The 25,814-nt window shown below is 41.4% G+C and carries 16 protein-coding genes and 2 riboswitches; of the genes, 15 read left to right on the top strand and 1 reads right to left on the bottom strand.

Translation table 11 applies throughout. The annotated features are described in order from the left end of the window. Positions 1–2: 2 nt before the first annotated feature. Entirely contained in the window at positions 3–1,730 is a 1,728-nt protein-coding gene (locus ACWF5P_RS23390) for a glycine betaine ABC transporter substrate-binding protein (protein ID WP_434168342.1), read from the top strand. A 59-nt stretch (positions 1,731–1,789) separates the two neighbouring features. On the opposite strand, the gene ACWF5P_RS23385 is transcribed toward ACWF5P_RS23390, so the two are convergent. Then, complete coding sequence (locus ACWF5P_RS23385) at positions 1,790–1,972, bottom strand: hypothetical protein (RefSeq protein WP_260359254.1); 183 nt, start codon at positions 1,970–1,972, stop codon at positions 1,790–1,792. A gap of 334 nt (positions 1,973–2,306) precedes the next feature. Here ACWF5P_RS23385 and ACWF5P_RS23380 point away from each other — a divergent pair, with 334 nt between their 5' ends. From ACWF5P_RS23380 to ptsG, 14 genes are all read left to right on the top strand, one after another. After that, positions 2,307–3,221, top strand: a complete 915-nt coding sequence (locus tag ACWF5P_RS23380) for a nucleoside hydrolase (RefSeq protein WP_434168343.1) — start codon at positions 2,307–2,309, stop codon at positions 3,219–3,221. A gap of 440 nt (positions 3,222–3,661) precedes the next feature. Continuing rightward, a complete protein-coding gene (locus ACWF5P_RS23375) occupies positions 3,662–3,952 on the top strand; it encodes a WXG100 family type VII secretion target (RefSeq protein ID WP_034306171.1) in 291 nt (96 codons plus the stop codon). A 95-nt stretch (positions 3,953–4,047) separates the two neighbouring features. Next, the gene (locus ACWF5P_RS23370; protein ID WP_053537134.1) at positions 4,048–4,287 is read left to right on the top strand and encodes an EsaB/YukD family protein; all 240 of its coding nucleotides are present in this window, start codon (positions 4,048–4,050) and stop codon (positions 4,285–4,287) included. A 70-nt stretch (positions 4,288–4,357) separates the two neighbouring features. Then, a complete protein-coding gene (gene essB, locus ACWF5P_RS23365; protein WP_434168344.1) occupies positions 4,358–5,707 on the top strand; it encodes a type VII secretion protein EssB in 1,350 nt (449 codons plus the stop codon). Positions 5,708–5,737: 30 nt separating this feature from the next. Beyond that, on the top strand, positions 5,738–10,219 hold the full coding sequence (gene essC / locus ACWF5P_RS23360; RefSeq protein ID WP_434168345.1) for a type VII secretion protein EssC: 4,482 nt from the start codon (positions 5,738–5,740) through the stop codon (positions 10,217–10,219). Further along, complete coding sequence (esaA, locus tag ACWF5P_RS23355; protein ID WP_452445357.1) at positions 10,212–13,139, top strand: type VII secretion protein EsaA; 2,928 nt, start codon at positions 10,212–10,214, stop codon at positions 13,137–13,139. The genes essC and esaA overlap by 8 nt, the downstream gene beginning before the upstream one ends. After that, positions 13,126–13,608, top strand: coding sequence for a type VII secretion protein EssA (essA, locus tag ACWF5P_RS23350; protein ID WP_101225648.1), 483 nt, complete (start codon positions 13,126–13,128; stop codon positions 13,606–13,608). Before esaA ends, essA begins: the two co-directional genes overlap by 14 nt. A 603-nt stretch (positions 13,609–14,211) precedes the next feature. Further along, positions 14,212–15,168: an AAA family ATPase gene (locus tag ACWF5P_RS23345; RefSeq protein WP_452445356.1), complete on the top strand. Its 957-nt coding sequence runs from the start codon at positions 14,212–14,214 to the stop codon at positions 15,166–15,168. Positions 15,169–15,200: 32 nt separating this feature from the next. Beyond that, on the top strand, positions 15,201–16,361 hold the full coding sequence (locus tag ACWF5P_RS23340; protein ID WP_452445355.1) for a DUF58 domain-containing protein: 1,161 nt from the start codon (positions 15,201–15,203) through the stop codon (positions 16,359–16,361). Next, positions 16,358–18,556 (top strand): DUF4129 domain-containing transglutaminase family protein, encoded by a 2,199-nt coding sequence (locus ACWF5P_RS23335; RefSeq protein ID WP_452445354.1) that lies wholly within the window; start codon positions 16,358–16,360, stop codon positions 18,554–18,556. Before ACWF5P_RS23340 ends, ACWF5P_RS23335 begins: the two co-directional genes overlap by 4 nt. 36 nt (positions 18,557–18,592) lie before the next feature. After that, a riboswitch (purine riboswitch) is annotated at positions 18,593–18,694 on the top strand. A 142-nt stretch (positions 18,695–18,836) separates the two neighbouring features. After that, positions 18,837–20,393 (top strand): glutamine-hydrolyzing GMP synthase, encoded by a 1,557-nt coding sequence (gene guaA, locus ACWF5P_RS23330; RefSeq protein ID WP_452445352.1) that lies wholly within the window; start codon positions 18,837–18,839, stop codon positions 20,391–20,393. Positions 20,394–20,619: 226 nt separating this feature from the next. After that, positions 20,620–20,721: riboswitch (purine riboswitch) on the top strand. Positions 20,722–20,821: 100 nt separating this feature from the next. Further along, positions 20,822–22,153, top strand: coding sequence for an NCS2 family permease (locus ACWF5P_RS23325; RefSeq protein WP_063235528.1), 1,332 nt, complete (start codon positions 20,822–20,824; stop codon positions 22,151–22,153). 152 nt (positions 22,154–22,305) lie between these two features. Continuing rightward, positions 22,306–23,148 (top strand): glucose PTS transporter transcription antiterminator GlcT, encoded by an 843-nt coding sequence (gene glcT, locus ACWF5P_RS23320; protein ID WP_101225652.1) that lies wholly within the window; start codon positions 22,306–22,308, stop codon positions 23,146–23,148. 213 nt (positions 23,149–23,361) lie between these two features. Next, entirely contained in the window at positions 23,362–25,431 is a 2,070-nt protein-coding gene (gene ptsG, locus ACWF5P_RS23315) for a glucose-specific PTS transporter subunit IIBC (RefSeq protein WP_434168350.1), read from the top strand. Positions 25,432–25,814: the final 383 nt, after the last annotated feature.

Below are 25,814 nucleotides of genomic sequence, written 5' to 3'. Positions count from 1 at the left end.
CAATGAATATGCCGAAAATCCCACTAGGAGCATGGGTCGATTCTTTAGTGGATTGGATTACCATTGTATTTGCTGGATTATTTACATTTATAACAAATGTGATTGAGGGTTTATTGAATATCTTGGTCGATGTAATGAGTGCAGGACCTTCTATCATTTTAATCATCGTCCTGACCCTTCTGGTTACCTATACAAGCAAATGGACATTAGGATTATTTACATTAATCAGCTTACTATTGATTGATAATCTTGGTTATTGGGAATCAAGCATCCAAACACTGGCGATCGTTATTTTGTCAGGATTCCTCACCATATTGATCGGAATACCGATCGGAATATGGTGTGCCCAAAATAAAACCGTGCGCAATATCGTAACCCCAATCTTGGATTTCATGCAAACGATGCCTGCCTTCGTTTATTTGATTCCTTCGATTTTATTCTTTGGAATAGGGGTGGTGCCTGGAATCATCGCGTCATTCATTTTCGCGATCGCACCAACAATCCGAATGACCAATCTTGGGATTCAGGAAGTGCCTAATGATTTGATAGAGGCATCTGATGCATTTGGTTCAACCAGCAGCCAAAAGTTATTCAAAGTACAAATACCATTGGCTACTCCAACGATTATGGCAGGAGTTAACCAAAGCATCATGCTGGCACTATCCATGGTTGTTACAGCCTCTTTGGTTGGAGCACCAGGACTTGGGGCGGATGTCTACCGGGCTGTCAGCCAAATTAATGTGGGGCAAGGATTTGAAGCAGGATTATCCATCGTAATCATTGCAATCATACTCGATCGTATCACGCAAAACCTTCGTAAACCAGCTTACGAGCATATCGTAAGCAGGAAAATCATTTTTACGATTTTGGCTTTACTTGTTGTGGGTACTGCACTATTCAGTACTTTTACAAAAGAAAAAGCAGTGGACGGGGATCAAAACAGTCTTGCTGCCAAAGCCAATTATGAAATCATCGGAATTGAACCTGGAGCAGGAATAATGAAGTTGACTAAAACGGCTATTGATGATTATAAGCTGGATGACTGGAACGTGGTTGAAGGGTCATCGGCAGCAATGGTTGCAGAATTGAAAAAAGCGATTGATAAAGAAGAACCAATCGTCGTTACTGGCTGGTCACCACATTGGATGTTCTCGACATATGACTTGAAATATCTCGAAGATCCGAATGGATCCTTCGGCAAGGCTGAAAACATCAATTCCATTGCCAGAAAAGGACTTGAACAGGATGCACCAGGTGCCTATAAAATTCTTGATCAATTCTACTGGGAAACAAAAGATATGGAAGATGTAATGGTCAAGGTTGCTGATGGGATGTCTCCTTCAGAAGCAGCAGAAGATTGGATAAAGAAAAATCAGGACAAAGTGTCCAAATGGACCCAAGGAGCACAATCAGGAAATGGTGAAAAGATCAAACTGGTTTATGTTGCCTGGGACACTGAAATTGCCAGTACCAATGTGATTAGCAAAGTGCTGGAGCAGAATGGCTATGATGTAACATTAAGTCAGGTTGAAGTGGGGCCGATGTTTGCCGGCGTAGCAAACGGAAGTGCGGACGCCATGGTGGCCGCATGGCTCCCGGGAACACATCTTGAATACTATAATAAGTACAAAGATGAAATTGTTGACCTTGGACCAAACTTAAAAGGAACAAAGCTTGGTCTGGTCGTACCTGATTACGTCGATATTGATTCGATTGAAGACTTAAAATAAGAAAGAAGAGGGAATTTCAGAAATGGAATTCCCTCTTTTTTAAGTTTAGCCGCTTGGGATCAATGGATGGAAACGAATTTATTCATCAATTCCTCTTCAGTTACTTCAATCTTTCCTTTCATATCTTCAGCCAATAATACATAACTTTTCACGCCAATGAATTCTGAATGTGATATTAAAAAGAATTTTGTTCCTTTTTTATACGCAGAAGGATCATCTTCAATCAATTTAAACATTTTCATCCTTTTTCCACCTTGGATATCATATTCGTAACGCATGTATTCATAACTACCTTTGGAGTAGAAGTAATTGCATCGAACAAGTTGAAAAGGAGTTAGGTCACTACTAATGTACAACTTCTCTTTTCACTTTTTATATCATTGATATTTATGGGTGGTCAACTATTTTTACTGGTAGATACAAGAACCAGCTGGCATTGTCATTTGTTTGCAAATTATGATTATTCCTAACTTTCTGTGGAAGTGTCTATCGTTGAATGTTAAAATTCAGTTGGAAAACAGTGATTCTTTATACATATGAAAGAGATTAAAAAGTGTTTTGGAAGGTGTGGAAATATTGAAACCAATCATATTTGATGTAGATACTGGGATTGATGATGCCCTGGCGATGGCATATGCTTTAAATTCCCCTGAATTGGAAGTGCTCGGATTTACCACTTGCTTTGGTAACGTGCCCGTTGTTGAATCGACCCGCAATACGCTTGCCGTTTTGGAGAAATTAAATAGGCGCATTCCGGTTTTTGAAGGTGCTGACCAAACTTTGGTACGCGGAAGGAAGAAGAGGTATCCCAAGCATGTACATGGGGAAGACGGGTTAGGAAATACCCTTCGGTTTGAACCAACCATCAAAGCATCACAAGGAAATGCAGTGGATTTCATTATCGATCAGGTGCAAAGCCGACCGCATGAAATCACGATTATTGCAGTTGGACCACTGACTAACATCGCATTGGCGATTAAAAAGGCCCCAATGACCATGTCCTTAGTAAAAGAGGTCGTTATTATGGGCGGTGCCGTAAACGTACCAGGAAATGTAACCCCTTATGCTGAAGCGAACATAATATCAGATCCTGAAGCAGCACATCAGGTATTTGCTTCAGGACTGCCAATCACCCTAGTGGGGCTTGATGTGACGCTGCAAACATATCTTTTGAAATCGAAGCTTGATGATTGGCGTGCCACTGGTAAGGAAAGCGCCGAATTTTTAGCGGAAATGACCGATTATTATATGAAAGCATATGAAAACTCCCATCCAGGTTTGGGCGGTTGCGCCCTTCATGATCCGCTTGCAGTCGGGGTTGCGATTGATTCAAGTTTTGTGAGTGCAGAATGGATGAACGTCAAGGTGGTGACCGAGGGTGAAGAAACAGGCAGGACAATCGGTCAAAAGGATGGCGAATCAAGAATCCGCGTCTGTACGAATGTGGAAAGTGCTCGGTTTGTGAAACATTTCTTGGAACGGGTTATATGACATTGAATCATGTATTAATTATAAAGGCTGTTTCTTTTCCCAGAACCATTGGGAATAGATATGCCCTGTTTCTGTTGAATAAATAGATCGGAGTCAGGCCGAATTATTATAGTGGCCTTCAAACTTTAATCAAACGTTTGATTAAAAAGAAAGTCTAAAGTCACTATTATTATGATGAAAACCATATTATTGGGTTATGGCTCGGAAATATTGGGTATAAGGAACTTTTTTTACCATAAAAAAGTAAAATGTTTAAAATTATTTAAAAAATGGGTTTGGAAATATGGAAAAACAGGTACATAGACTTTCGTAATGCCATATTTAGGTTTTTTTGCATAATCATAATTTACCATTTTTCGACTTTGCGGTTATTTATATGGCAGAAAATGTATGGTTCTATTAAAATGTACTATATAAGATAAAAGGAGGAGTTTTTTTCTATGTCACAAATTCGCGTAACACCTTCAGAACTGAAAGATGTAGCCAGACAATATGATAATGAGAGCCAACAAGTAACGGATATGATTGGTCGTTTAGATAGAATGAGAGATCATTTAACTGGTATTTGGGAAGGTTCTTCCAGTGAGGCTTTCGTAGGCCAGTACGAAGAATTAAAGCCTTCATTCATGGATATGGCTCGCTTGTTGAATGAAGTTTCTCAACAATTGAATAAATCAGCTCAAATCCTTGAAGACACAGATAATCAGATTGCTAGTCAAATTCGCGGATAATCATTAGGTCAATGAAATAAAGAAATTTCTAGGAAAAAGCGCCGCGACTCTTTATGAAGATCGTGGTGCTTTTTTGCATTAAAGAGGTGGTTTACATATATATTCAACTAACGATCGATTTAAACAGGTATACAGGGGAAGTATTTGATTTGCAAGTGTCGAATTACCGCTCCATCAAAAAGGTTGTGGAAATCATATGGCAGGTAAAGGATATTGCCAGTGCACCTAAAGAAGGCTATTGGGTGCGGGTCCAGAATAAGGAGTTCGTATGTTCAGGTTATGAAACCCTGCTTGATAGCGGAATTACGACGGGGGACCGCCTAGAGATCCTCTAATGGATCAGTGTGGACTCTTTATAGGAAAAAAGTCTAAAGCCCTTTAGCAGGGGTAAAGGAGTTACATAAAATGGATGAGAAAAAATCCTCATATCTGGAGAAAAAAACAGAAGCTGCAATGATGAAGGGTGATAATGGGCATTTGTTCGTTTTCCAACGGGCAAAATTATCGATGCAAGACCCACTGGAATTACAGCTTATTCATGAAGCGGATGATGCTCTCCAGAAACATATAGAAGTGACAGAGGACGAGGTGCAGATCAGAGTAAATCCACCAGCCTCTTTTTTTGTTTTTTCAAAAGCTAAAGATAAAAATCCATTGAGTAGATGGTTATCGTCTTATCAAATCTTGAAGAAAATCAGGAATCATGAATTGAGTCGCCTGCAACTTGTCGTTTGTCCGGAAAATATCGTTTTTGATTCAAGCTTGGCCCCATATTTCCTGCATTATGGCGTAAAAGACAGTTTGCCTCCTTATGAGCATAAACAGGATGAGCTATTTAAAGAAACGAAGGCAACGATTTCAGCGCTTGTGGATGGGCAGTATACATTCGAAGAGTATCTGCTTTACCATAAAACCCTGAAACTATCGAGCGAATCACAAAGCATATTGGCGACGGGGACTTGGGATGAACTTTCCACGGTCATTCAAAATCGGATAGAAGATTTAGAGAAGGAAGAAAAAGCATTTGTGCATATCCCCGAAAAGAAATGGAAAACGGGCCGTTATACACTTTGGGGTACGGTGATAGTTCTAGTGCCGCTGCTGTTGTTTACGATTTACACATTATTCTTCTCCCAACCTAAGCAGGAGGCATATGTGGAAAGCGGTGAAAGCTTTTTAAAACAAAAATACAGTGAAGTCATTGACCGGTTGGAGAACTACGATCCGAAAAAAATGCCTTATGTCGTTCAATATGAACTGGCGAAGTCTTACGTCGCTTATGAACCGTTGGATGATGTCAGAAAGAAGAATGTAGAAAATGCAATCACTTTGCAGACTGATAGTCAGTATCTTTTATATTGGATTTATATAGGCAGGGGCATGAGTGAGGACGCGATCGATTTGGCGAGGATCATGGAGGATCGTGAATTGATTATGTATGGACTCGTAAATCTGAAAGAACAGATTAAGTTGGATGATAACCTTTCCGGGGAAGAAAAGGAAACGCAAATTAAAGAAGTCGATACGGAGTTATCCCAATATGAAAAGGAACTAAAGGAATTGAAAGAGCAATTGGAGGAACAGCAAGATGAGAACCAGCCTTCAACAGAGTCGAATTTAGAGGACAAAGGCGAAACGGAAGCAAAGCCTGCTGTAAAAGAAGAAGCGGAAAAAGAACCTGCTTCTGGTGAGAAAGAGGGAAGTAAGGATTCCTCCAATAAATCATCTGAAGAAAAAGAGAAAAGCAAAGAGTGAGCAATGGGCCTTTTGCGGAGGTGAGATTTAATGAGTTTATTATGGATTTATTCTAAGGGAAACTACCAATCCTATACGATCAAGGTAAATCATAACGGTCCAATTACGATTGGGCCATCAAAGCAGGATACGATCACCATATATTCCATTCCCTTTGAACATGGTCCTATCAAGCTGAATAAATCTGAAGGACTTGATGGATATGAGGTGTTTAGAGAGGACATGAAGCTTGGTGATGTAAAGCCATTCCAGAGCTTCACCTTTCACGAAGGAGAAGAAAAGGTCGAGATTTTTTATACGGCTGGAGAATTGGAAGAGAGCCTCTATTATATAGGCAACTTGAAAGAAATCACTTTATCGGCCCAGGCAGGAGCGACTATCCGTAAAGAAGGATCTGTTTCCGGCAATGGGGCTTCCTTTGTGCTTCATAAAGGGCAGTGGCTACTCATGCCAAAGGAAAATAGCGGGATATTCCTGAATGGTGAAAGAGTAACGAAAGCTGTTCCCATTCAAAATGGTGATCTCATTTGCTGGCCGAATATGGTGCTAAGGTTGATTGAAGGCGACTTATTGATGATTCATAGTGCCGAGAGCTATGAAACATCTTTAGCTAAAATGAAGAAGCCAATCTCTGAAATGAAAAAAAACTATCCACAATATCGCCGGACACCAAGGATGATCTACGAATTGCCGGACGAGAAAGTGACGATATCTTTTCCGAGCCAAGAATCGGAAGATAATAATAGAGGGTTATGGCTGATCCTTATGCCGCCTTTAATGATGCTAATCGTCATGGGGGTCATCACGGTCATTCAGCCTCGGGGCATTTTCATCATCATATCGATTGTTATGTTCACAACGACTTTAGTTACCTCGACGGTACAATACTTTAAAGACAAAAAGAAGCAAAAACTCAGAGAAGAAAAACGTCAACGTGTATATACAAGGTATTTAGAGCAGAAGAGGGAAGAACTGCAAGAGCTGTCTGAAAAACAAAAGAATGTGCTGTTCTATCATTACCCTTCATTTGAAAGGATGAAGCTGCTGACTGACAGTATTAGCGACCGTATATGGGAGCGAACTTTGGAAAGTGAAGATGCTCTGCACTTTAAGATTGGAACGGCGACCATACCATCAAGTTATCAGGTGTCGGTAAATAGCAGTGATATGTCCAATCGGGATATAGATGATTTACTTGAGCAGTCGCAGGAACTTGTGGATGTATACAAAAACCTGGATGATCTTCCGTTATCGATCGATTTATCAAGCGGATCGATGGGCCTGGTCGGAAAGGAATCGATTGTTAAACGGGAGCTGCAGCAACTGATTGGGCAACTGGCCTTTTTTCATAGTTATCATGATGTTCGTTTTGTGGCCATTTTTCCGGAGAAGGATTACCAGGAATGGGAATGGATGAAATGGCTGCCTCATTTTCAATTGCCGCATGCCTATGCAAAAGGCTTTATATATAATGAGCAGTCACGTGACCAGCTTCTGACCTCGATTTATCAGCTTTTGAGGGAAAGAGATTTGGATGAAAATAAAGGGAAAGTGAGATTCACTCCCCACTTTGTCTTTATTGTCACGGATCGTAATTTAATTGCGGAGCATGTCATATTGGAATATTTAGAAGGTAAAACAGACGATTTAGGTATCTCGACGATTTTTGCAGCGGATGCAAAAGAGAGTTTGACGGAAAATGTCCATACGCTAGTGAAGTATATCAATGATTTTGAGGGTGAGATTCTCATCCAGCAAACGAAGGCCGTTCATACTCCATTTACACTTGATGCACATTCAAAAGAAGGGAATGAGCGTTTTGCACGTACGCTGCGTTCACTTGATCATCAAAAAGGCATGAATAATTCCATACCAGAAACGGTATCATTTTTGGAATTATTGAAAGCTCGAGAAGTGGAAGATCTGCCTATCAGCCAAAACTGGCGGACCAATCAGTCTTCTAAATCCTTGGCTGTTCCGATTGGATTGAAAGGGAAAACGGATAGGGTTGAATTGAATTTACATGAAAAGGCGCATGGCCCCCATGGTTTGGTTGCTGGAACGACAGGATCGGGGAAAAGTGAATTACTGCAAACCTACATCCTTTCATTAGCCGTTCATTATCATCCGCATGAAGTTGCCTTTTTGCTCATTGATTATAAAGGCGGGGGAATGGCACAGCCATTCAGGCAGATTCCGCATCTGCTGGGAGTCATTACGAATATTGAGGGGAGCAAGAACTTCAGTGCCAGGGCACTAGCCTCCATCAATAGCGAATTGAAGAAACGCCAGCGCATGTTTGATCGATACGAAGTCAATCATATCAACGATTACACGGATTTATACAAAGAAGGCAAAGCGGATGAACCGTTACCGCATTTATTTTTGATATCAGATGAGTTTGCGGAACTTAAAAACGAAGAACCCGATTTCATCCGCGAATTAGTGAGTACGGCGCGAATTGGACGGAGCTTGGGAGTTCATTTAATTCTTGCTACACAAAAGCCGGGCGGTGTTATTGATAACCAGATTTGGAGCAATGCCCGCTTTAAAATTTCCTTGAAAGTGCAAGATGCCAATGATAGTAAGGAAATTCTTAAAAATAGCGATGCGGCAAATATTACTGTCACCGGACGGGGATATTTGCAGGTAGGTAATAACGAGGTTTATGAATTGTTCCAGTCTGCGTGGAGCGGTGCACCATACTTAGAGGATACGGTTGGATCTGAGGATGAAGTGGCACTTGTCACAGACCTTGGTCTTGTTCAAATCTCAAACGTAACGGAACAAACAACTAATAAGAGGAAAGAAAAGATTAGTGAAATTGAAGCCGTGGCGGATCAAATTGTGGCGACACAGGAAGAAATGGAGATTAAGAAGTTGGCAAGCCCATGGCTGCCTCCTCTTTCAGATCGGTTATCGAGAAATGCTGAAAGAAGCCTGACGAGGAATCAAATCCACCTGGGAATGAAGGATGAGCCCGAATTGCAGAGCCAGACAAATTATGTCTATAACTGGATTGAAGATGGGAATGTTGGGGTTTTTGGTTCTTCCGGGTACGGCAAGTCAACCACCGTATTGACACTTCTCTTTAGTTTTGCAGATCAATTCAGTCCTGAGGAATTGCATTATTATATTTTCGATTTCGGGAATAGCGCTTTACTGCCAATGCGCCAGCTGCCTCATACTGGGGAATACTTTAGGTTCGATGAACTAAGGAAAATCGAAAAATTCATGTTATTCATGAAGGCGGAGATGGAAAGGCGTAAGCAGCTTTTTTCAGAAAAGGAGCTTAGTAACATAAAGCTTTATAATGCATTAGTGGAAGATAAATTGCCGATTATTTATATTGTGGTCGACAATTTTGACTTAGTGAAGGATGAGATGCAGGACCAGGAAGCGCAATTCGTTCAGTTTGCACGTGATGGACAATCACTTGGAATATTCATGATTTTAACGGCAACGAGAATCAATGCGATTCGCCAGCCGTTAATGAATAGTCTTAAGACGAAGGTCGTCCATTACTTAATGGACAGTTCGGAACAATATTCGGTTTTGGGAAGAACCCCTTATGAAAATGAACCTGTACCGGGAAGGGCGTTAGTGAAGAAAGACCAAACCTATCTCATGCAGGTTTATCTTCCAGCTGATGGAGCGGATGATATAGCCGTTTTGGAAGAAATGAAACAGGCCGTGGCAGAGCATAAGGTTAAATATAAGGAAATGGCCAAACCGCCGGCGATTCGGATGTTACCGGCACGTCTTGATTCCAGCAGCTTCAAGAGTTACTGCTCACAAGCCATTAAGAAGGATTCCATTCCAATCGGACTTTCAGAGGAAAGCGTTACACCTGTTTTCTTGGAGTTGAATTCCAATCCATTCCTGCTTGTTGTAGGGCAGTCACGTAAAGGGAAAACGAATGTTCTTAAAGTGCTCTTGGAATCATTGCTTTCAGAGACAATTGGGGAAATTGGTTTGTTTGACGGAGTTGATCGTGGCCTATCTTCTTATGCCATAGAGGAGAAGGTGCGCTATGTAGAAACAAAAGATCAGATAACCGAATGGCTCGATCATATCACTGGAATATTTGAAGAACGTGAACGAAGTTATCTAGCGGCATTGGAAATGAAACCGATGAAGCAACTGGAATTCCCAAGGATCATGTTTATCATAGATAGCATTTCAAGGATCCAACAAACGATCGACGGCAGGATTCAGGATAGGATCAGCGGTTTGATGAAACAATACAGCCATCTTGGGTTTAGTATGATTGTCGCTGGAAATGCCAACGACTTCACCAAGGGATATGATTCGTTAACAACCGAACTGAAACAAGTCAGACAGGCTGTTTTGCTTCTTAAAAAATCGGACCAAAGCTTGTATACCCTCTCTTATTCAAGAAAAGAAGAAGAAATACAGCCGGGTTACGGATACTTTGTGCTCAATGGCCAGGAGAGTAAAATCCAAATTCCACTAAGTGAAGAAAGAAGGAGAGTGCAAGAGAGTGTCTGAAAAAATAAAACCGATGCTGTTAATCGGTAAAATACTGGTGATCTTAGCGCTGCCAATCTTGTTTTTTTCTTATATTGGCCAAAATCCAATGAAAAAGACAGAAACGGCTTCTCGTGAAATCGCCATTGTAAACGAAGATAATGGCACTGAATTTAACAATAATCCCATTTATATGGGCTCAGAGCTTGTTACTACACTGGACAAGGATTCTGAATATGAGTGGTTTGTGGTAAATAGGAGTACGGCGGAAAGTGGACTTGCAAATGAAAAGTATGATGCAGTCATATATTTTCCATCCGATTTTTCAGAGAATATTTATACATTCGATGATGAACAGCCTATCAAGGCAGGGATAAAGTACAAGGTACAACCTAGTTTGAATGCAGAGAACATGGAAAAGGTACAAAAGGAATTAGAGAAGACAAAGAGCAAAATGAATAAGCATATTTCAACACAGTATTGGAGTTATGTTTCCCAATCAGTCGAGGACATCCGTAAGAAGTTCGATAATGTCCTTGCTAAAGAAATCGCTTTTCAAAACACGATGTATGAGTTTTATACTCCAAGCTCGGAAAGCCTTGCCGGGGAAATCAAGCAGCATAAGGACATGCTTGAAGGAGTCTTTGCCGAGACGAAGGATGCTGGCAAAACAAGTAATGAAACAATGGATGAAATAGGGAGCACGAAGACTCAAATGGCTTCCTTTGTGAAAGATGTTGTTTCTTTTGAGGAATATCAAAAAGCTCAAAGTATCCTTTTTGAGAAAACCTCTGCCCAAAATCAGCAGCTTGTCAAGGAGAGTGTACAATCATATGACAAGGTGCTGAATGAGGGTGACCAAACAATACCTGAGATTCAGCAAGGGATGAATACGAAATACAGTCTTAATGATCAAGGCATTAGTGAGAATGTTGGGATCATGCAGCAGAAACTCGATTCCAGCAGTAATGAATTGGAACAATTTTCAACAAGCATGAAGGATAAACAAGTAGAACAGATTACGAAAATCACTCAAGATCAACAAAGCTCGATTGAACAATTGAAACAATCGGAAGAGGCGGGTCTTGATAACCTTCAGTCTACGTTGCTTGCGCAAAGAGGGAATCTTGCAAGCAGCTCTGGTGATGGGGAGGTTATTGGTGAAGGTACGAAGCCTATAGAAGATATTGAAACGGAAACGGAAAATGGTGAATCGGTTGCCGCACCTGAAAAGAAGGATCCGATTGATGAACTGTCACTGCAGGTACTGCTGGATCAAATCACTGGGATTAACACGGCACTTGAAAGTTTGGTGCCGGCAGAAGGAAGTGAAGGAACTGCTGAACAAATCAACATCCTTGCAGCGGAACTCCAAGCTGAAATCAATAATCTCAGCGGAACGGTAAACGGCAGAACGGGAAATTATAATCAAGTGATCACGGAGTTTAATACACTGGTAGATTCATATAATGAACTGCTGGCGCAGTTTACGCAATTACAAGCTGATTATAATGAACTCGGCACGAATTACAAGGATTTAGGTGACCAATGGAAAAAGTCACAGGAAGATATTCAAAAATTACAGGACATCCAAAGCATGACAATCGACGAGGCCATCGCAGAAATCAAGGCTCTCGAACAGTCACTTCTTGAAAAGGTGGGGGGAGAAAGGCGAGCGGTGCTGGTGAAGGCCTTTGAAAACCCTATCACGAATCGGGATTCAACTACCCTTCTTGCCTATTACGGTTCACTCTCATCTTACGGTGAATTGGCTGAAAGAGTCACGGAAGCAAATGTAGAAAAGGTATTTGCAGCCAATATAAAAGAATTGGAAAACTTGAAAAATGGGGTTTCCGGAAACGTAGATGAAGAAGCGAAGCTCGTTAAAGCCAGTTTAGCAGGAGTCAATGAGAACTTCGGGATGTTCTCAGATTCCATTATGGGTTATATGAAAGAATATGATGCTAACGTTGAAACGGGGCAGAAAGCTACTTTAGCTGAATTAGCGGCAATTACCGGCAAGGCTCAAGAAGTGTCTGCCAATTTGTCAGATCAAATGGAAGTTCCTGAAATGGAGGCCGAACCGCCAGTTAACCTTGATGGAGAAATGTTTGTATCACTTCAAGACAATACGGCAACAACTGTCGGCTTCATTTCCGAGCTTGTCAATTCTGTAGCGGAACGGCAGGACACGGTCACGAAGGATACAGCAGACCTGCAAGCGAAAGTTGGATCCGTACAGGAAAGGGCCGATCAGCTTAATGATAATTGGTCCCAAAATGTAGACTCGACCGTAAAAATAAAGACGGACGTCTATAGTGTCTTGAATAACACTCTAGTCGATGATCAGGAGAACGGGTATGTGTACGAATATTTAGCAAATCCTGTACAAATCAGCGGGGAAGTCCTGCATCAGGAAAAGGTTAATATCCCACCGATCGTCATGTTGGTGATCATACTTATTTCTGGGTTATTGATCGGTTTCTTCCTGCATCACTATGAAACCATTCCAATGATGGTGCATGCAGCCTTGTTTGCCTTATTGAATCTGATCGTAGGTTTAATCATCAGCATGTATGGTTTGAAGATCTATCCACTGGGAGATATGCAGGAGATTAAATGGACCGTTTTCACCGTCCTGCTTTTATTCTTCTGTTCAGCGTTTACCCGGCTTGCCTTCTCGATTGGGCCGTTCGTAGGTGCTATCCTGGTGATTGGCTTGATCAGTTTCTTTACCATTCCATTATTGGATTTAATCATGCCTAATTTCAATGTAGACCATCCGGTTGCAGATGTATATATGTCCATACAATTCGGAAATCAGTCGGCATTCATTCCGGCTAGTATCATCTTGATTGTGCTGACGCTTATTGCAACGATCATTCCATATATAGTGAAGCGTCTTACAGAAAGAAGAGCAATGGCCCATGAAGTGGAATAAATACGTAATGCCTGTCTTGCTCATCCTGTTTTTTAGCCATGCACCTCATGGCGGGGCGGAAGATGAACCCATGGTGGAGCCCAATGAATATCAAGAAAACGATATTGATATTCAAACGGAGTATTTCCATGAAGAAGGATTGTTGGAGCAGAAGCGGAAACTGCCTGAAGAACAAAAGGACCTCACTTTTGAAAGAGGGAAATATGATGTCATTGACTCGGTGGAGGACTCATTGTTTCTGTCTCCGGTAACGGGGAATCAAAATAATACCATCGCTTCAAAAGCAGATCAGCTTGGATTATTCTCGGAGGTCGGCGTTCGAACGAGAAGCGAAGAAAAAACAGAGCCTTCCCTTAATTTTGACCTGACGGTATTGCTTGGCATCGTTTTGGCACTTTTGGTCGTTTGTTTGTTTTTTGTCCTTATCCCGAAAATGGGGAAACTGAATGGAGAGGTTAAACGAAAATGAAAAAAGCCCGATTCCTGGATAAGTCAGGAATCGGGCTTTTTTGCTACATATCCATAACGGTCTTAATAAGCCCTAAAAGAAGGGCGGCTGCGAAGATCAAAATGAAGAATTTTTTATACATGATCAGTACCTCTTATATCTTATGAGTGGATTGCATTCATTTTAGCATAAACAGAAAAAGAATATACAAATCAGAGAGGCGTGGCTTCATTGCCCTAGGGGTTCGAAATTTTTTAATTCCGGTTCCCTTTTGTCTACAAACTGCGATGCGCCGATTTATTGGCGCATCCTATCGGTATTTGACCAAGTCAGGATAAACAGTCTTTGATGCAAGTTCAAAAGCTTCCCCGATCCTTGGTCCAGTTCGTGACGTGAAATTTTCATTAAACGAATGGACGTCATCGTTGGTTCATATTCACTTATCAACAGTTTAACATTCCTTTTTCATTAAGCAGCATTAATGTTTTTAGTACAAATTCGTTTATGGTTTACCGATTATCTAGTAAACTTACAATGTAAGGTTTAATTGGAGCTTAATGTAAAATTCGTGATATAGAGAAGGTATGATGCAATAGTGATATTGTGAATCCCGGGAGGTAGAGAATGATTTATAAGCAGGTCAATCAAAAACTGGAAATGGTTATGGGTAATATTGAAAAGGTGATTATCGGAAAACGGGATATAGCCGAACTAAGCATCGTGGCACTCCTTTCCGGCGGACATGTCTTATTGGAGGATGTTCCGGGCGTCGGAAAGACAGTCATGGTAAGGGCACTGGCAAAATCAATAGGTGCAAGCTTTAAACGAATTCAATTCACGCCTGATTTACTTCCTTCTGATGTTACTGGTGTTTCTATCTTCAATCCTAAGGAACAAGAATTCATTTTTAGGCCAGGTCCGATAATGGGACATATTATTTTAGCCGATGAAATTAACCGGACCTCGCCGAAAACTCAGTCTGCATTGCTTGAAGCCATGGAAGAGGCAAGTGTGACGATTGATGGTGTCACAAGAGGATTGGAGAAGCCGTTCTTCGTAATGGCGACACAAAATCCAATCGATTATGAGGGAACATATCCGCTTCCGGAGGCTCAATTGGATAGATTCCTATTAAAAATGAAAATGGGCTATCCCGGTGTGGAAGAAGAGATAGAGGTTCTTCATAGAGCTCAATACACGGCACCGCTTGAGGAGCTGAAATCCGTCATCACCTTGGATGAATTGATAGAATTACAGGATGAGGTAAAAGCGGTGATAGTGGATGACACAATAAAACGATACATTGTTGAATTGGCGAATCAAACACGTTCGCATGGAGGGGTCTATTTAGGGGTGAGCCCGCGTGGATCGATAGCGTTGATGAAGGCAGCACAGGCCTACGCGCTGATCCAGGGAAGGGACTATGTCCTGCCGGACGATGTTCAATATTTAGTTCCATTCGTATTTTCCCACCGGCTTATTTTGAAACCTGAAGCGAATTATGATGGCTACGATGCTGGAATGGTGATACATGAAATTGTCGTGACAACACAAGTGCCAGTGAAGCGGGCTGTGACCTAATGCGCAAATTCATCAACATTTTAAGAGGAAATATGAGTGTTATAGGACTTGTATTACTCATGAGCGTTTCCTTTTGCTATGCCATGTTTCAAGGCGGTTTTGTCAGTTGGTTCATTTTTTATTCATTTTTGCCGTTTTCTGTGTACGCTTTGATTCTGCTGTTTTATCCGCTGCATGATCTTACCGTTGAGAGAAAGGTCAATAAAAGGGAATGCCAGGCCGGCGAATCTGTTGAAATAGCATTGACTTTTACCCGTAAAAATCGGCTGCCCCTATTATTCATGGTGGTAGAGGAGGAATTGCCTCAGAAGATGGAAGATAGGGGATTCCAAAGGAAAATAATTATCTTTCCGGGATTCAAGCGTACCTTCAGCATGTCATATACCTTGGAAAACTTGCAGCGCGGAGAGCATTCGTTTCAATCGATCCGCTTTTGGATTGGGGATTTTTTCGGGCTAGTCGAAAAGGAAGCGATATATAGTTCACCTATGAAAATAACTGTTTTTCCTCGTTATCATGAGCTTGCTTACAGTGATCTTGATCGAGTGTTCAATCAGGGGGCAGTGGTTTCAGCAAAGAAGACACAACGGGAACATTCAGTTGTCTCCGGGGTAAGGGAATATCAGCCAGGCGATCAGTTGTCATGGATTAACTGGAAGGCGACGGCTAGAACGAGTGAAATCATGACGAAGGAATTCGAAGTGCAGAAAAACCGGGATGTATTCATCATGCTTGATGAAAAGCCGTCGGATTTATTCGAAGAATCCATTGAAATGGCTGCTTCCATTGCACACGCCCTGTTAAAGAGAGGCATGGAAATTGGGTATGTGAGCAGGAGATCGAGGTTAATCATACCGGCAGCAGCGGGCAATAGCCAGAAACGAAAGATTTTTCACCGACTTGTTAAAGAAGAGCCGAGAGTGGAAAACGATGTGAACGAAAAAATCAGGAAGGGAATTCTTCCGGCAAATGCTGTTGTGATATTCATCGTATCAGACTTAACCTTAGAAAAGGTGGACCTATTGAGTGCTTTACGGCCTAATCAGGGATTAATGTTATGCATGAAGAAACAAGCGGATCTTACTGATGAGGAAAGGCTGTCAAGCTCTGCAGCTGTTTCGAGGGGGATAAAGGTTAGCTTTTTTGAACATGGCCAACTAAAGTCTGGCAGATCAGAGGTGATGGCGAAATGAATGTCACCACCGCAAAGTTGGAAAGCTTCATGCACGTCCTCATGTATGTATTTGGTCTGTTGTTGATTACTGAATGGTTGAGGCCTGTCGATAAACTCACAGATACAGGTAATATCATCATTTTTATCGTATTTTTGCTCTATTCCCTGCTACTGCATTATTTCCGCATACATTGGTCAATCCGGTTTATTCTCATTAGTGCTTATATAATCATTTCATTGCAGTTCCTCCATTCAAAAGGCGCTTTATTGCAATTATCATGGCTGAAGGATGGATTCCTAGCGGATTTTACGGCCAATCTTGGTTTTATACATGATGGTAATTGGGAGCTGATCACAAATCCATTTCGAACGTTTCTATTTTTTGTCCTTCTGTGGCTTGTAACGTATTTGATCCATTACTGGGTGATGGTAAGGCAAAGCATTTTTTTCTTTTTTATGTTAACGGTGATTTTTATATCTGTACTTGATACATTCACTCCCTATGTGGGCGATAAGGCAATGATCAGAATCATCATCATCGGGTTCTTGATGCTAGGCCTGCTGTCCCTGCTGCGACTTACGATACAGGAGCGGATCAAGTTTTCGATGGCTTTCATCAATAAGTGGATCTTAATGCTGACCGGCATGATATTGGTGAGTGTCCTTGTAGGTTTCGCTGCCCCAAAGCTCTCTCCGCAGTGGCCGGACCCGGTGCCTTATATTACCTCTTATTCTGATAAAGCAGGGAAAGAAGAAGGTGGTTCGAAGCGTAAAAGTGTCGGATATGATGAAGATGATTCGGATCTTGGCGGTTCAATAGAGCCGGATGGTTCCATCGTTTTTTATAATAATGCTCCTGAAGGACATTACTGGAAAGTCGAGAACAAGGATATTTATACCGGTAAAGGGTGGGTTTCCATCCTGGAAACGGACTTTCACACTTTTTCCAACGGGCAGGATATGGCATCTTTAGATATTTACGACGTTCCTGAAGTGGTGAAGACAGAAGAAATGACGGCAAAAGTGTCCATGACGGAATCATATTCCCATATCCTTCATCCGCAGTCCGGGTATTTAAAAAAGATTGAGGGCAAAAACGGAACGGATTTCAAATATTATGAGGGTATGGACAAAGTTATCTCTGAAAAGGATAATGGCGAGCGACTGTCCATGAAAGAGTATGAGCTGGTCTATGATATGCCGAGTTTTGATATAGCTGAGTTAAGGAAAGTGACGGAACCTGACGAATCAATGGATTTATTAATAGAAAAGAACACGCAGCTTCCAGAGGGAATGCCAAACCGGATATATGAATTGGCATCCGGGCTTACAAGGAATGAAGCGAATTGGTACGATAAAGCAAAAGCCATTGAGGATTATTTTGACGGACCTGAATTCATTTATTCTAAGGATGATATTCCGTATCCGGAGAGCAATCAAGATTATGTCGATCAATTTTTATTCGAGACACAGATAGGGTATTGCGATAATTTTTCAAGTGCAATGGTTGTTTTGCTAAGAGCCGCCAATATACCTGCAAGGTGGGTAAAGGGCTATACGGAAGGGGAAAAATCAATCCTTGATGGCGAATCCGTTTATAAGGTGACCAATAATAATGCACATTCCTGGGTCGAGGTTTATTTTTCAGGGATAGGCTGGGTTCCCTTCGAGCCGACAAAGGGTTTCAATGGGGAAGTTGAATTTTACGATTCGGAATTGAAACAGGAAGCGGTCAAGAAGCCTGAAGAAACTCCAAATAATTCAGAGCAAATAGAGACCAGGGAACGTCAGGATACACCCGATAGGGAAACTCAATCATCCGTGAAAACGGGTATCGGGAACATGGGTGGGTTCTTAAAATGGACTGCCATCTCACTATCAGGTGCATTGATTTTCGCTTCTATTGGTTATTTCTTTAGAAGGAAGTGGATTCCTCATCTGCAGATTCTTCGTTATAGAAAGAAAACCGGTGCTCATTTCTCGACAGCCTATTTAATTTTATTGAAACAATTAAAACGAGCTGGTTTAGTTCGTCCGGAGGGGCAAACATTAAGGGAGTACGCCGCCTATGTGGATGCAGTGTATGATACGGATAAGATGGGCGAATTGACGGCTGGATACGAGTTAATGATATATCGTGGAGACGTGGAAGATGGCGAATGGAAGCACTTTCAAAAGGGTTGGGAAAGCTTGATGAGAAAAACTAGCTCTTGACCAGGTTTTTATTATATTGATACAATAACAAAAACTAACTTAAACTAATATATCCTTCATATATCCTCGATAATATGGATCGAAAGTTTCTACCGAATCACCGTAAATGATTTGACTATGAAGGCGGATTTTAACAGGAAAGCTGAAAATCTGCCTTCGTCTATACTTTTTCTGTATTTTTGAGGGTGGATTTTTAGTTTTTCTTTTTTTATGATAATATTTTTTATAAGAAATTATCACTCGATTTCATGAGTGAATTACATTGATAGAGGTGACGTTTGTGCCGGGGAAAACAGAATTGCAAAAAAACCAGGAAATGATCGTAGTACTTGATTTCGGAAGCCAATATAATCAATTGATCACTCGTCGTATCCGCGAATTTGGTGTGTACAGTGAGCTTCATCCTCATACAATTACTGTAGAAGAAATCGAGAAAATGAATCCAACGGGAATCATTTTCTCAGGGGGTCCGAATAGTGTTTATGATGCAAATGCATTTGGTTGTGATGAACGCATATTCGAAATGGGCCTTCCGATTTTCGGTATTTGTTATGGCATGCAGCTTATGACTAAACATTTTGGCGGTAAGGTGGAACCAGCGAAAAACCGTGAATACGGTAAAGCGACACTTGCCATCCAAAATGAATCTAAGTTATTCAGTGACCTGCCGGAAGAACAGATCGTCTGGATGAGCCATGGTGATCTAGTGGTGGAAACGCCTGAAGGTTTCCAAATTGATGGGACGAACCCGTCTTGCCCAATTTCGGCTATGAGTGACGAATCACGTAAATTATATGCCGTGCAATTCCATCCTGAAGTCCGTCATTCCGTATACGGTAATGACATTTTGAAAAATTTCGTATTCGGCGTTTGTGGCTGTAAAGGTGACTGGTCAATGGAGAACTTCATTGAAATAGAAATGGAGAAAATCCGCCAAACGGTCGGAGATAAAAAAGTGTTATGCGCATTGAGCGGCGGTGTGGATTCATCCGTTGTTGCTGTATTGATCCATAAAGCGATTGGCGATCAGCTGACATGTATTTTCGTTGATCATGGATTACTTCGTAAAGGGGAAGCCGAAGGTGTAATGGAAACATTCAGGGAAGGTTTCAATATGAATGTAATCAAGGTCGATGCAAAAGAACGTTTCCTATCGAAACTTGCTGGCGTTTCAGATCCGGAACAAAAACGGAAAATCATCGGTAACGAGTTTATCTACGTATTCGATGACGAAGCAACGAAGCTTGAAGGAATTGATTTCCTTGCACAGGGTACACTTTACACAGACATTATTGAAAGTGGTACGGCCACTGCACAAACAATTAAATCGCATCACAACGTTGGCGGTCTGCCGGAAGATATGCAATTTAAATTGATTGAGCCTTTGAACACTCTATTCAAGGATGAAGTGCGTGCACTTGGTAGTGAAATGGGCATTCCGGATGAAATCGTTTGGCGTCAACCTTTCCCGGGTCCAGGTTTAGGTATTCGTGTATTAGGTGAAATTTCAGATGAAAAACTTGAAATCGTTCGTGAATCTGACCATATCTTACGTGAAGAAATTAGAAAGAATGGTTTGGAACGCGAAATTTGGCAGTACTTTACGGTCCTTCCTAACATTCGAAGCGTAGGGGTAATGGGCGACGCGCGTACGTATGATTATACAATCGGGATCCGTGCGGTTACATCCATTGACGGAATGACTTCCGATTGGGCAAGAATCCCTTGGGATGTACTTGAAATCATCTCAACGAGAATCGTTAATGAAGTAAACCATGTAAACCGCGTAGTTTATGACATTACGTCTAAGCCACCTGCAACGATTGAGTGGGAATAGAAGATTAAAATCATCCAATCAGTGAAGGAAATATCCTTCACTGATTTTTTTTGGTTAAAATAGTATTTGAATATGTAGATTACTTACATTTTACGTATGTTGGCGAAGATATAGCCATAATAAGTAAGGAATATATAGCGAAAAGCGAACATTGCCTAAAATTACATAAAAAATATTCGTTAGATATATTGACGATTATTTTAGTGACTGATACACTATACCTATAATAATAAAAAAACATAATTGTCGTATAATATTGGGGATATGGCCCAAAAGTTTCTACCAAGCTGCCGTGAACGGCTTGACTACGATGTGGAAGGATTGGCGCGGATAAACCGCCACTTCTTTACATGACCGCAGTCAAGCCCCGTTCGTAAGCGAATGGGGCATTTTCTGTTGGCACGATTTTATGATAGGGGAGACTCATAATGAAAAATTATTTTCGGTTTAATGAGCTGGGAACTAATTATCGCCGTGAAATACTTGGTGGACTGACTACGTTCCTTTCAATGGCATATATCCTGGTTGTTAACCCTGTGATGCTGACTTTACAAAGCATCGAGGACTATCCGGATGAATTGAGAATGGACTACGGAGCGGTTTTTGCAGCGACCGCCTTGGCAGCCGCAATCGGTTCGATATTGATGGGACTCATAGCCAGGTATCCAATCTCGCTTGCACCAGGGATGGGATTGAATGCTTTCTTTGCTTTTACCGTTGTGCTTGGTTTTGGAATTCCTTGGCAGACGGCTTTGTCGGGAGTATTGATTTCAGGTATTATCTTCGTTTTGCTTTCCCTATCGGGAATACGTGAGAAAATCATTAATGCAATTCCAGTCGAGTTGAAATACGCAGTTGGTGCCGGTATCGGTTTATTCATTACGTTTGTAGGGTTTCAGAATGCTGGAATCATCACGAATGATGACAGCGTTCTTGTAGGACTGGGCGACTTGACATCAGGAAATACTTTATTGGCTGTGTTTGGAATTGTCGTAACCGTCATTTTGATGACGAGAGGCGTCAAAAGCGGCGTGTTCATAGGGATGGTCATTACAGCCATAGCAGGAATGATTTTTGGACAAGTTCCGGTGCCGGAGAAAATAATCGGTGCCGTTCCTAGCATAGCGCCTACATTCGGGGTTGCGTTCGATGCCTTCGGAAATCCCGGTGATCTCTTCACTGGTCAAATGTTAATCGTGATACTGACCTTCTTGTTTGTAGCGTTCTTTGATACAGCAGGTACGTTGGTGGCTGTAGCGCAACAAGCTGGTTTAATGAAGGATAATGTTCTTCCTAGAGTGGGAAAAGGATTACTTGCTGATTCATTATCCATCGTTTCAGGTGCAATTCTTGGTACATCCACCACGACATCTTATGTAGAGTCTACATCGGGTGTTGCCGCTGGTGCTCGAAGCGGTTTTGCGGCTGTAGTAACAGGATTGCTGTTTGTCCTATCCCTATTCTTCTTCCCGCTTCTATCAGTGGTTACATCTGCGGTGACTGCGCCGGCATTGGTTATAGTCGGAGTGTTAATGGCATCATCACTTAAAAATATTGACTGGCAGAAGTTTGAAATTGCGGTTCCGGCCTTCTTTACGGTTATCATGATGCCTATGACATATTCGATTGCGACAGGTATAGCTTGCGGATTCATCTTCTATCCGATCACCATGTCGATGAAAGGGAGAGCTAAAGAGGTTCACCCAATCATGTGGGGGCTTGGAGTCGTTTTCCTACTATATTTCATTTTCTTGAAGTAATAAGGCAATAAGTAAGGAGAGTCCTGATTTCAGGGCTCTTCTTTCATGTTGTAAGAGAAAGCTCATATCGTGTATAGTAAAAGGACTAAGTACTAAGTACTTTATCCTGTATGGGGCATAGGGATGACTTTGAGAAAAAAAGAGGGAGAAAAATGAATGGTTTTATCGTTGAAAAGGTTTTGAACAATAATGTGGTGATTGCCACGCATCCGTCGTATGGAGAAGTCGTTTCTATTGGAAAGGGCTTAGGCTTCAACCGAAAGAAAGGCGAAGAGTTAAGTCCGGAACTTGCGGAGAAGACGTTTGTCCTGAAAAATGTCAAGGAACAGGAAAGTTACAAAAAACTTTTGCCGCAGATCGATCAAAATCTTCAAGCTGCCATTATAGAATCCATTCATCTCATTAACGACCGAGTAACTGGAAAACTCAATGAACATATACATGTCGGTTTAACTGATCATTTATTGTTCGCCCTTCAGCGTGTTTCACAAGGAATGACTATCAAAAACCCATTCTTGAAAGAAACGATAACCCTTTATCCTTTTGAACATGATATTGCTGTTGATGTAGTAGAATTAATTCAAGATAAGACAGGCATAGGCCTGCCCCAAGGGGAAATCGGTTTTATTACGCTTCATATTCATAGCGCAATATCAAATAAAGACTTATCGGAAGTCAATCAGCATTCGCAGTTAATCTATCAACTTATCCAAGTTGTTGAAGAACAGCTCAACGTACAAATTAATAAGGATAGCATTGATTATTCACGTTTGGTCCGTCATTTAAGATTCATGATAGACAGGGTGTTGGCTGGCGAAAAAGTAGAGGAACCCGAAAAAATAGCAATGCTATTGAAAGAAGAATATCCTTTGTGTTACAATATCTCTTGGAAGCTAATAAAGATTATGCAGCAGAAATTAGGCAGACCGGTTTGTGATGCGGAAGCTGTCTATCTAACGATGCATATCCAACGATTACAAAAGAAAATTAAATAAACATACATTAACTTACGTGTTACTGATTCGATCAGGCATAAGTGAGGAGAATGATTGTTATGAAAGAGGGTATTATATACCTGAATTTTCATTTCAATCCTATCTTTGCTTATGCCTTTTTTGTATTTGAATTCTGATGCGTGGGAAGGTGAATACCATCGTAAATGTAACCGTTTTATTAGCATGGAATAACAGTAAAGAGGAGGAAAACCTATGTTTAAGAAGTTGTTTGGTGTTTTGCAAAAAATCGGAAAAGCTTTGATGCTTCCTGTAGCCATTTTACCAGCTGCCGGAATTTTGCTTGCGTTTGGTAATGCATTGCAAAACGAAACTTTGTTGGATATCGCCCCGTTTCTTGCGAGTGGCGGAGTGGAAATGGTCGCATCGGTAATGGAGAATGCCGGGAATATTATTTTTGGGAATCTTCCCTTGTTGTTTGCTGTGGGGGTCGCAATTGGGTTAGCTGGCGGAGATGGTGTTGCCGGACTGGCTGCGATTATCGGGTTCTTGATTATGAATGTAACGATGGGAACCGTTCTTGGCATTGACGCTGCCGACATTGCGAACAATGGTGCGGTGTATAGCAATGTTCTGGGAATCCCGACGTTGGGAACTGGTGTGTTCGGCGGTATAATTGTCGGTGTCATGGCTGCTGTTATGTATAATAAGTTTTATGAAATTGAACTGCCTTCTTATTTAGGATTCTTTGCAGGTAAACGTTTTGTACCAATTGTAACAGCCGCAAGCGCAGTTATTCTTGGATTGCTGATGATCTTGGTTTGGCCGACGATTCAATCGGGGTTAAATTCATTTTCCGAAAATATGTTGGGTGCTAACCTGACTCTGGGAGCTTTCGTGTTTGGGGTTGTAGAACGTGCGCTGATTCCTTTTGGATTGCATCATATCTTCTACTCCCCATTCTGGTTCGAATTTGGCAGCTATATCCCTCAAGGCGGGGGAACGCCAGTCAGAGGAGACCAAGCTATCTTCATGGCTCAAATTAAAGATGGCGTACAGAATTTAACGGCAGGTACCTTCATGACTGGTAAATATCCATTCATGATGTTCGGGTTACCAGCTGCAGCTTTGGCCATTTATCATGAAGCAAGACCGGAAAGAAAGAAAATTGTAGGGGGCTTGATGGCTTCTGCGGCACTTACATCTTTCCTTACTGGGATTACTGAGCCACTTGAATTTGCCTTCTTATTTGTTGCACCGGTACTTTTCGGGATTCACTGTCTGTTTGCAGGTCTATCATTCATGACCATGCATTTACTGGATGTGAAAATCGGGATGACGTTCTCGGGCGGTTTGATCGATTACGTACTGTTTGGTTTAATTAATCCGCAAACCAATGCATGGATCGTTATTCCGGTTGGCTTGGTCTTTGCGCTTATCTATTACTTCGGATTCCGATTTGCGATAAGGACGTTTAACCTTAAAACTCCTGGCCGTGAAGTGGAAGAGGATGAGGAAGCGGAAGGATCTGCAAGTACAGCTGGAAGTCTTCCTGGGGATATCTTGGATGCTATGGGCGGAAAAGAAAATATTTCTCACTTGGATGCTTGCATTACCCGTCTTCGTGTATCGGTCAATGACATCGGTAACGTTGATAAAAATAGGCTGAAGAAACTTGGAGCCGCTGGAGTTCTGGAAGTGGGCAATAATATCCAGGCAATCTTCGGACCTCGTTCAGAAACGATCAAGGGGCAAATGAAAGATATCATCGATGGAAAAAGGCCTCGTAAAGTAGAAGCATCTCCTGAAGTGGGTGTGGAAAAGCAAATCGAGGATGTCATCCCGAAACCTTTACGGACTGATGAAGTTTCCGAGCGCTTTGTTTCTCCTATTAAAGGGGAATTAAAACCGATCACGGAAGTGCCTGATGCTGTTTTTGCTGAAAAAATGATGGGTGATGGGTTTGCCATCGTACCTGAGGAAGGGTTGGTTGTTTCTCCTGTAGACGGTACAATCGTTAACCTATTCCCGACTAAACATGCAATCGGTATCGTTTCCGAAGCTGGTCGTGAAATCTTGATTCATGTCGGGATCGATACAGTTAAGTTAGAAGGCAAAGGATTCGAAGCGCTAGTCTCTCAAGGAGATAAAGTGACAAGCGGACAGCCGTTGCTCAAAGTTGATATAGAGTATGTTAAAAACAATGCCAGCTCTATCATTACGCCAATCGTCTTCACTAACCTTTCTGAAGGTGAAAGTGTGAAGATCGAAAAGGCCGGAAATGTAGATAGAGAAGAAGCGGACGTAATTACCATTAATAAATAATCATTAATAACAGGAGGGTGGCTATAATCAGCTGCCCTCTTTTTTTTGATGATCAATGACAGGGTCCGGCTTCTATAGAATGCAAGTGGTGTATAAATAGAAGAAGTTGGCTCATAAAAAAGTGAAGTAACTTTTTAAAAGATTGCATTGACTTATCTAAATGCAAGTGCTAATATATTAAATACACCGCTTGAGACAAAAAAGATAAACAAGTAAATAATAACTTGTTGTTGACTTTGTGTTTGAAAGGTGTTAAACTAATAAAGTCGCTAAAAAGCGATGGAAAATATTGCTCTTTGAAAACTGAACAAAACAAAGCGCCAACGTTAAATTTTAAGTGAGCACACACTATCAAAAAAGCAAATGAGCAAGTCAAACATTTC

Source organism: Peribacillus sp. NPDC055009 (assembly GCF_053608705.1).
The sequence above is the reverse complement of the archived record's forward strand: the minus strand, read 5'-3'. Positions and strand labels throughout refer to the sequence as shown.

Bases quoted from the DNA above. Each gene is read 5' to 3' on its own strand.
- ACWF5P_RS23390 (WP_434168342.1), top strand. From the start codon at position 3: ATGAATATGCCGAAAATCCCACTAGGAGCATGGGTCGATTCTTTAGTG.
- ACWF5P_RS23385 (WP_260359254.1), bottom strand. From the start codon at position 1,972: ATGAAAATGTTTAAATTGATTGAAGATGATCCTTCTGCGTATAAAAAA.
- ACWF5P_RS23375 (WP_034306171.1), top strand. From the start codon at position 3,662: ATGTCACAAATTCGCGTAACACCTTCAGAACTGAAAGATGTAGCCAGA.
- essB (WP_434168344.1), top strand. From the start codon at position 4,358: ATGGATGAGAAAAAATCCTCATATCTGGAGAAAAAAACAGAAGCTGCA.
- essC (WP_434168345.1), top strand. From the start codon at position 5,738: ATGAGTTTATTATGGATTTATTCTAAGGGAAACTACCAATCCTATACG.
- essA (WP_101225648.1), top strand. From the start codon at position 13,126: ATGAAGTGGAATAAATACGTAATGCCTGTCTTGCTCATCCTGTTTTTT.
- ACWF5P_RS23345 (WP_452445356.1), top strand. From the start codon at position 14,212: ATGATTTATAAGCAGGTCAATCAAAAACTGGAAATGGTTATGGGTAAT.
- ACWF5P_RS23340 (WP_452445355.1), top strand. From the start codon at position 15,201: ATGAGTGTTATAGGACTTGTATTACTCATGAGCGTTTCCTTTTGCTAT.
- ACWF5P_RS23335 (WP_452445354.1), top strand. From the start codon at position 16,358: ATGAATGTCACCACCGCAAAGTTGGAAAGCTTCATGCACGTCCTCATG.
- ACWF5P_RS23325 (WP_063235528.1), top strand. From the start codon at position 20,822: ATGAAAAATTATTTTCGGTTTAATGAGCTGGGAACTAATTATCGCCGT.
- glcT (WP_101225652.1), top strand. From the start codon at position 22,306: ATGAATGGTTTTATCGTTGAAAAGGTTTTGAACAATAATGTGGTGATT.
- ptsG (WP_434168350.1), top strand. From the start codon at position 23,362: ATGTTTAAGAAGTTGTTTGGTGTTTTGCAAAAAATCGGAAAAGCTTTG.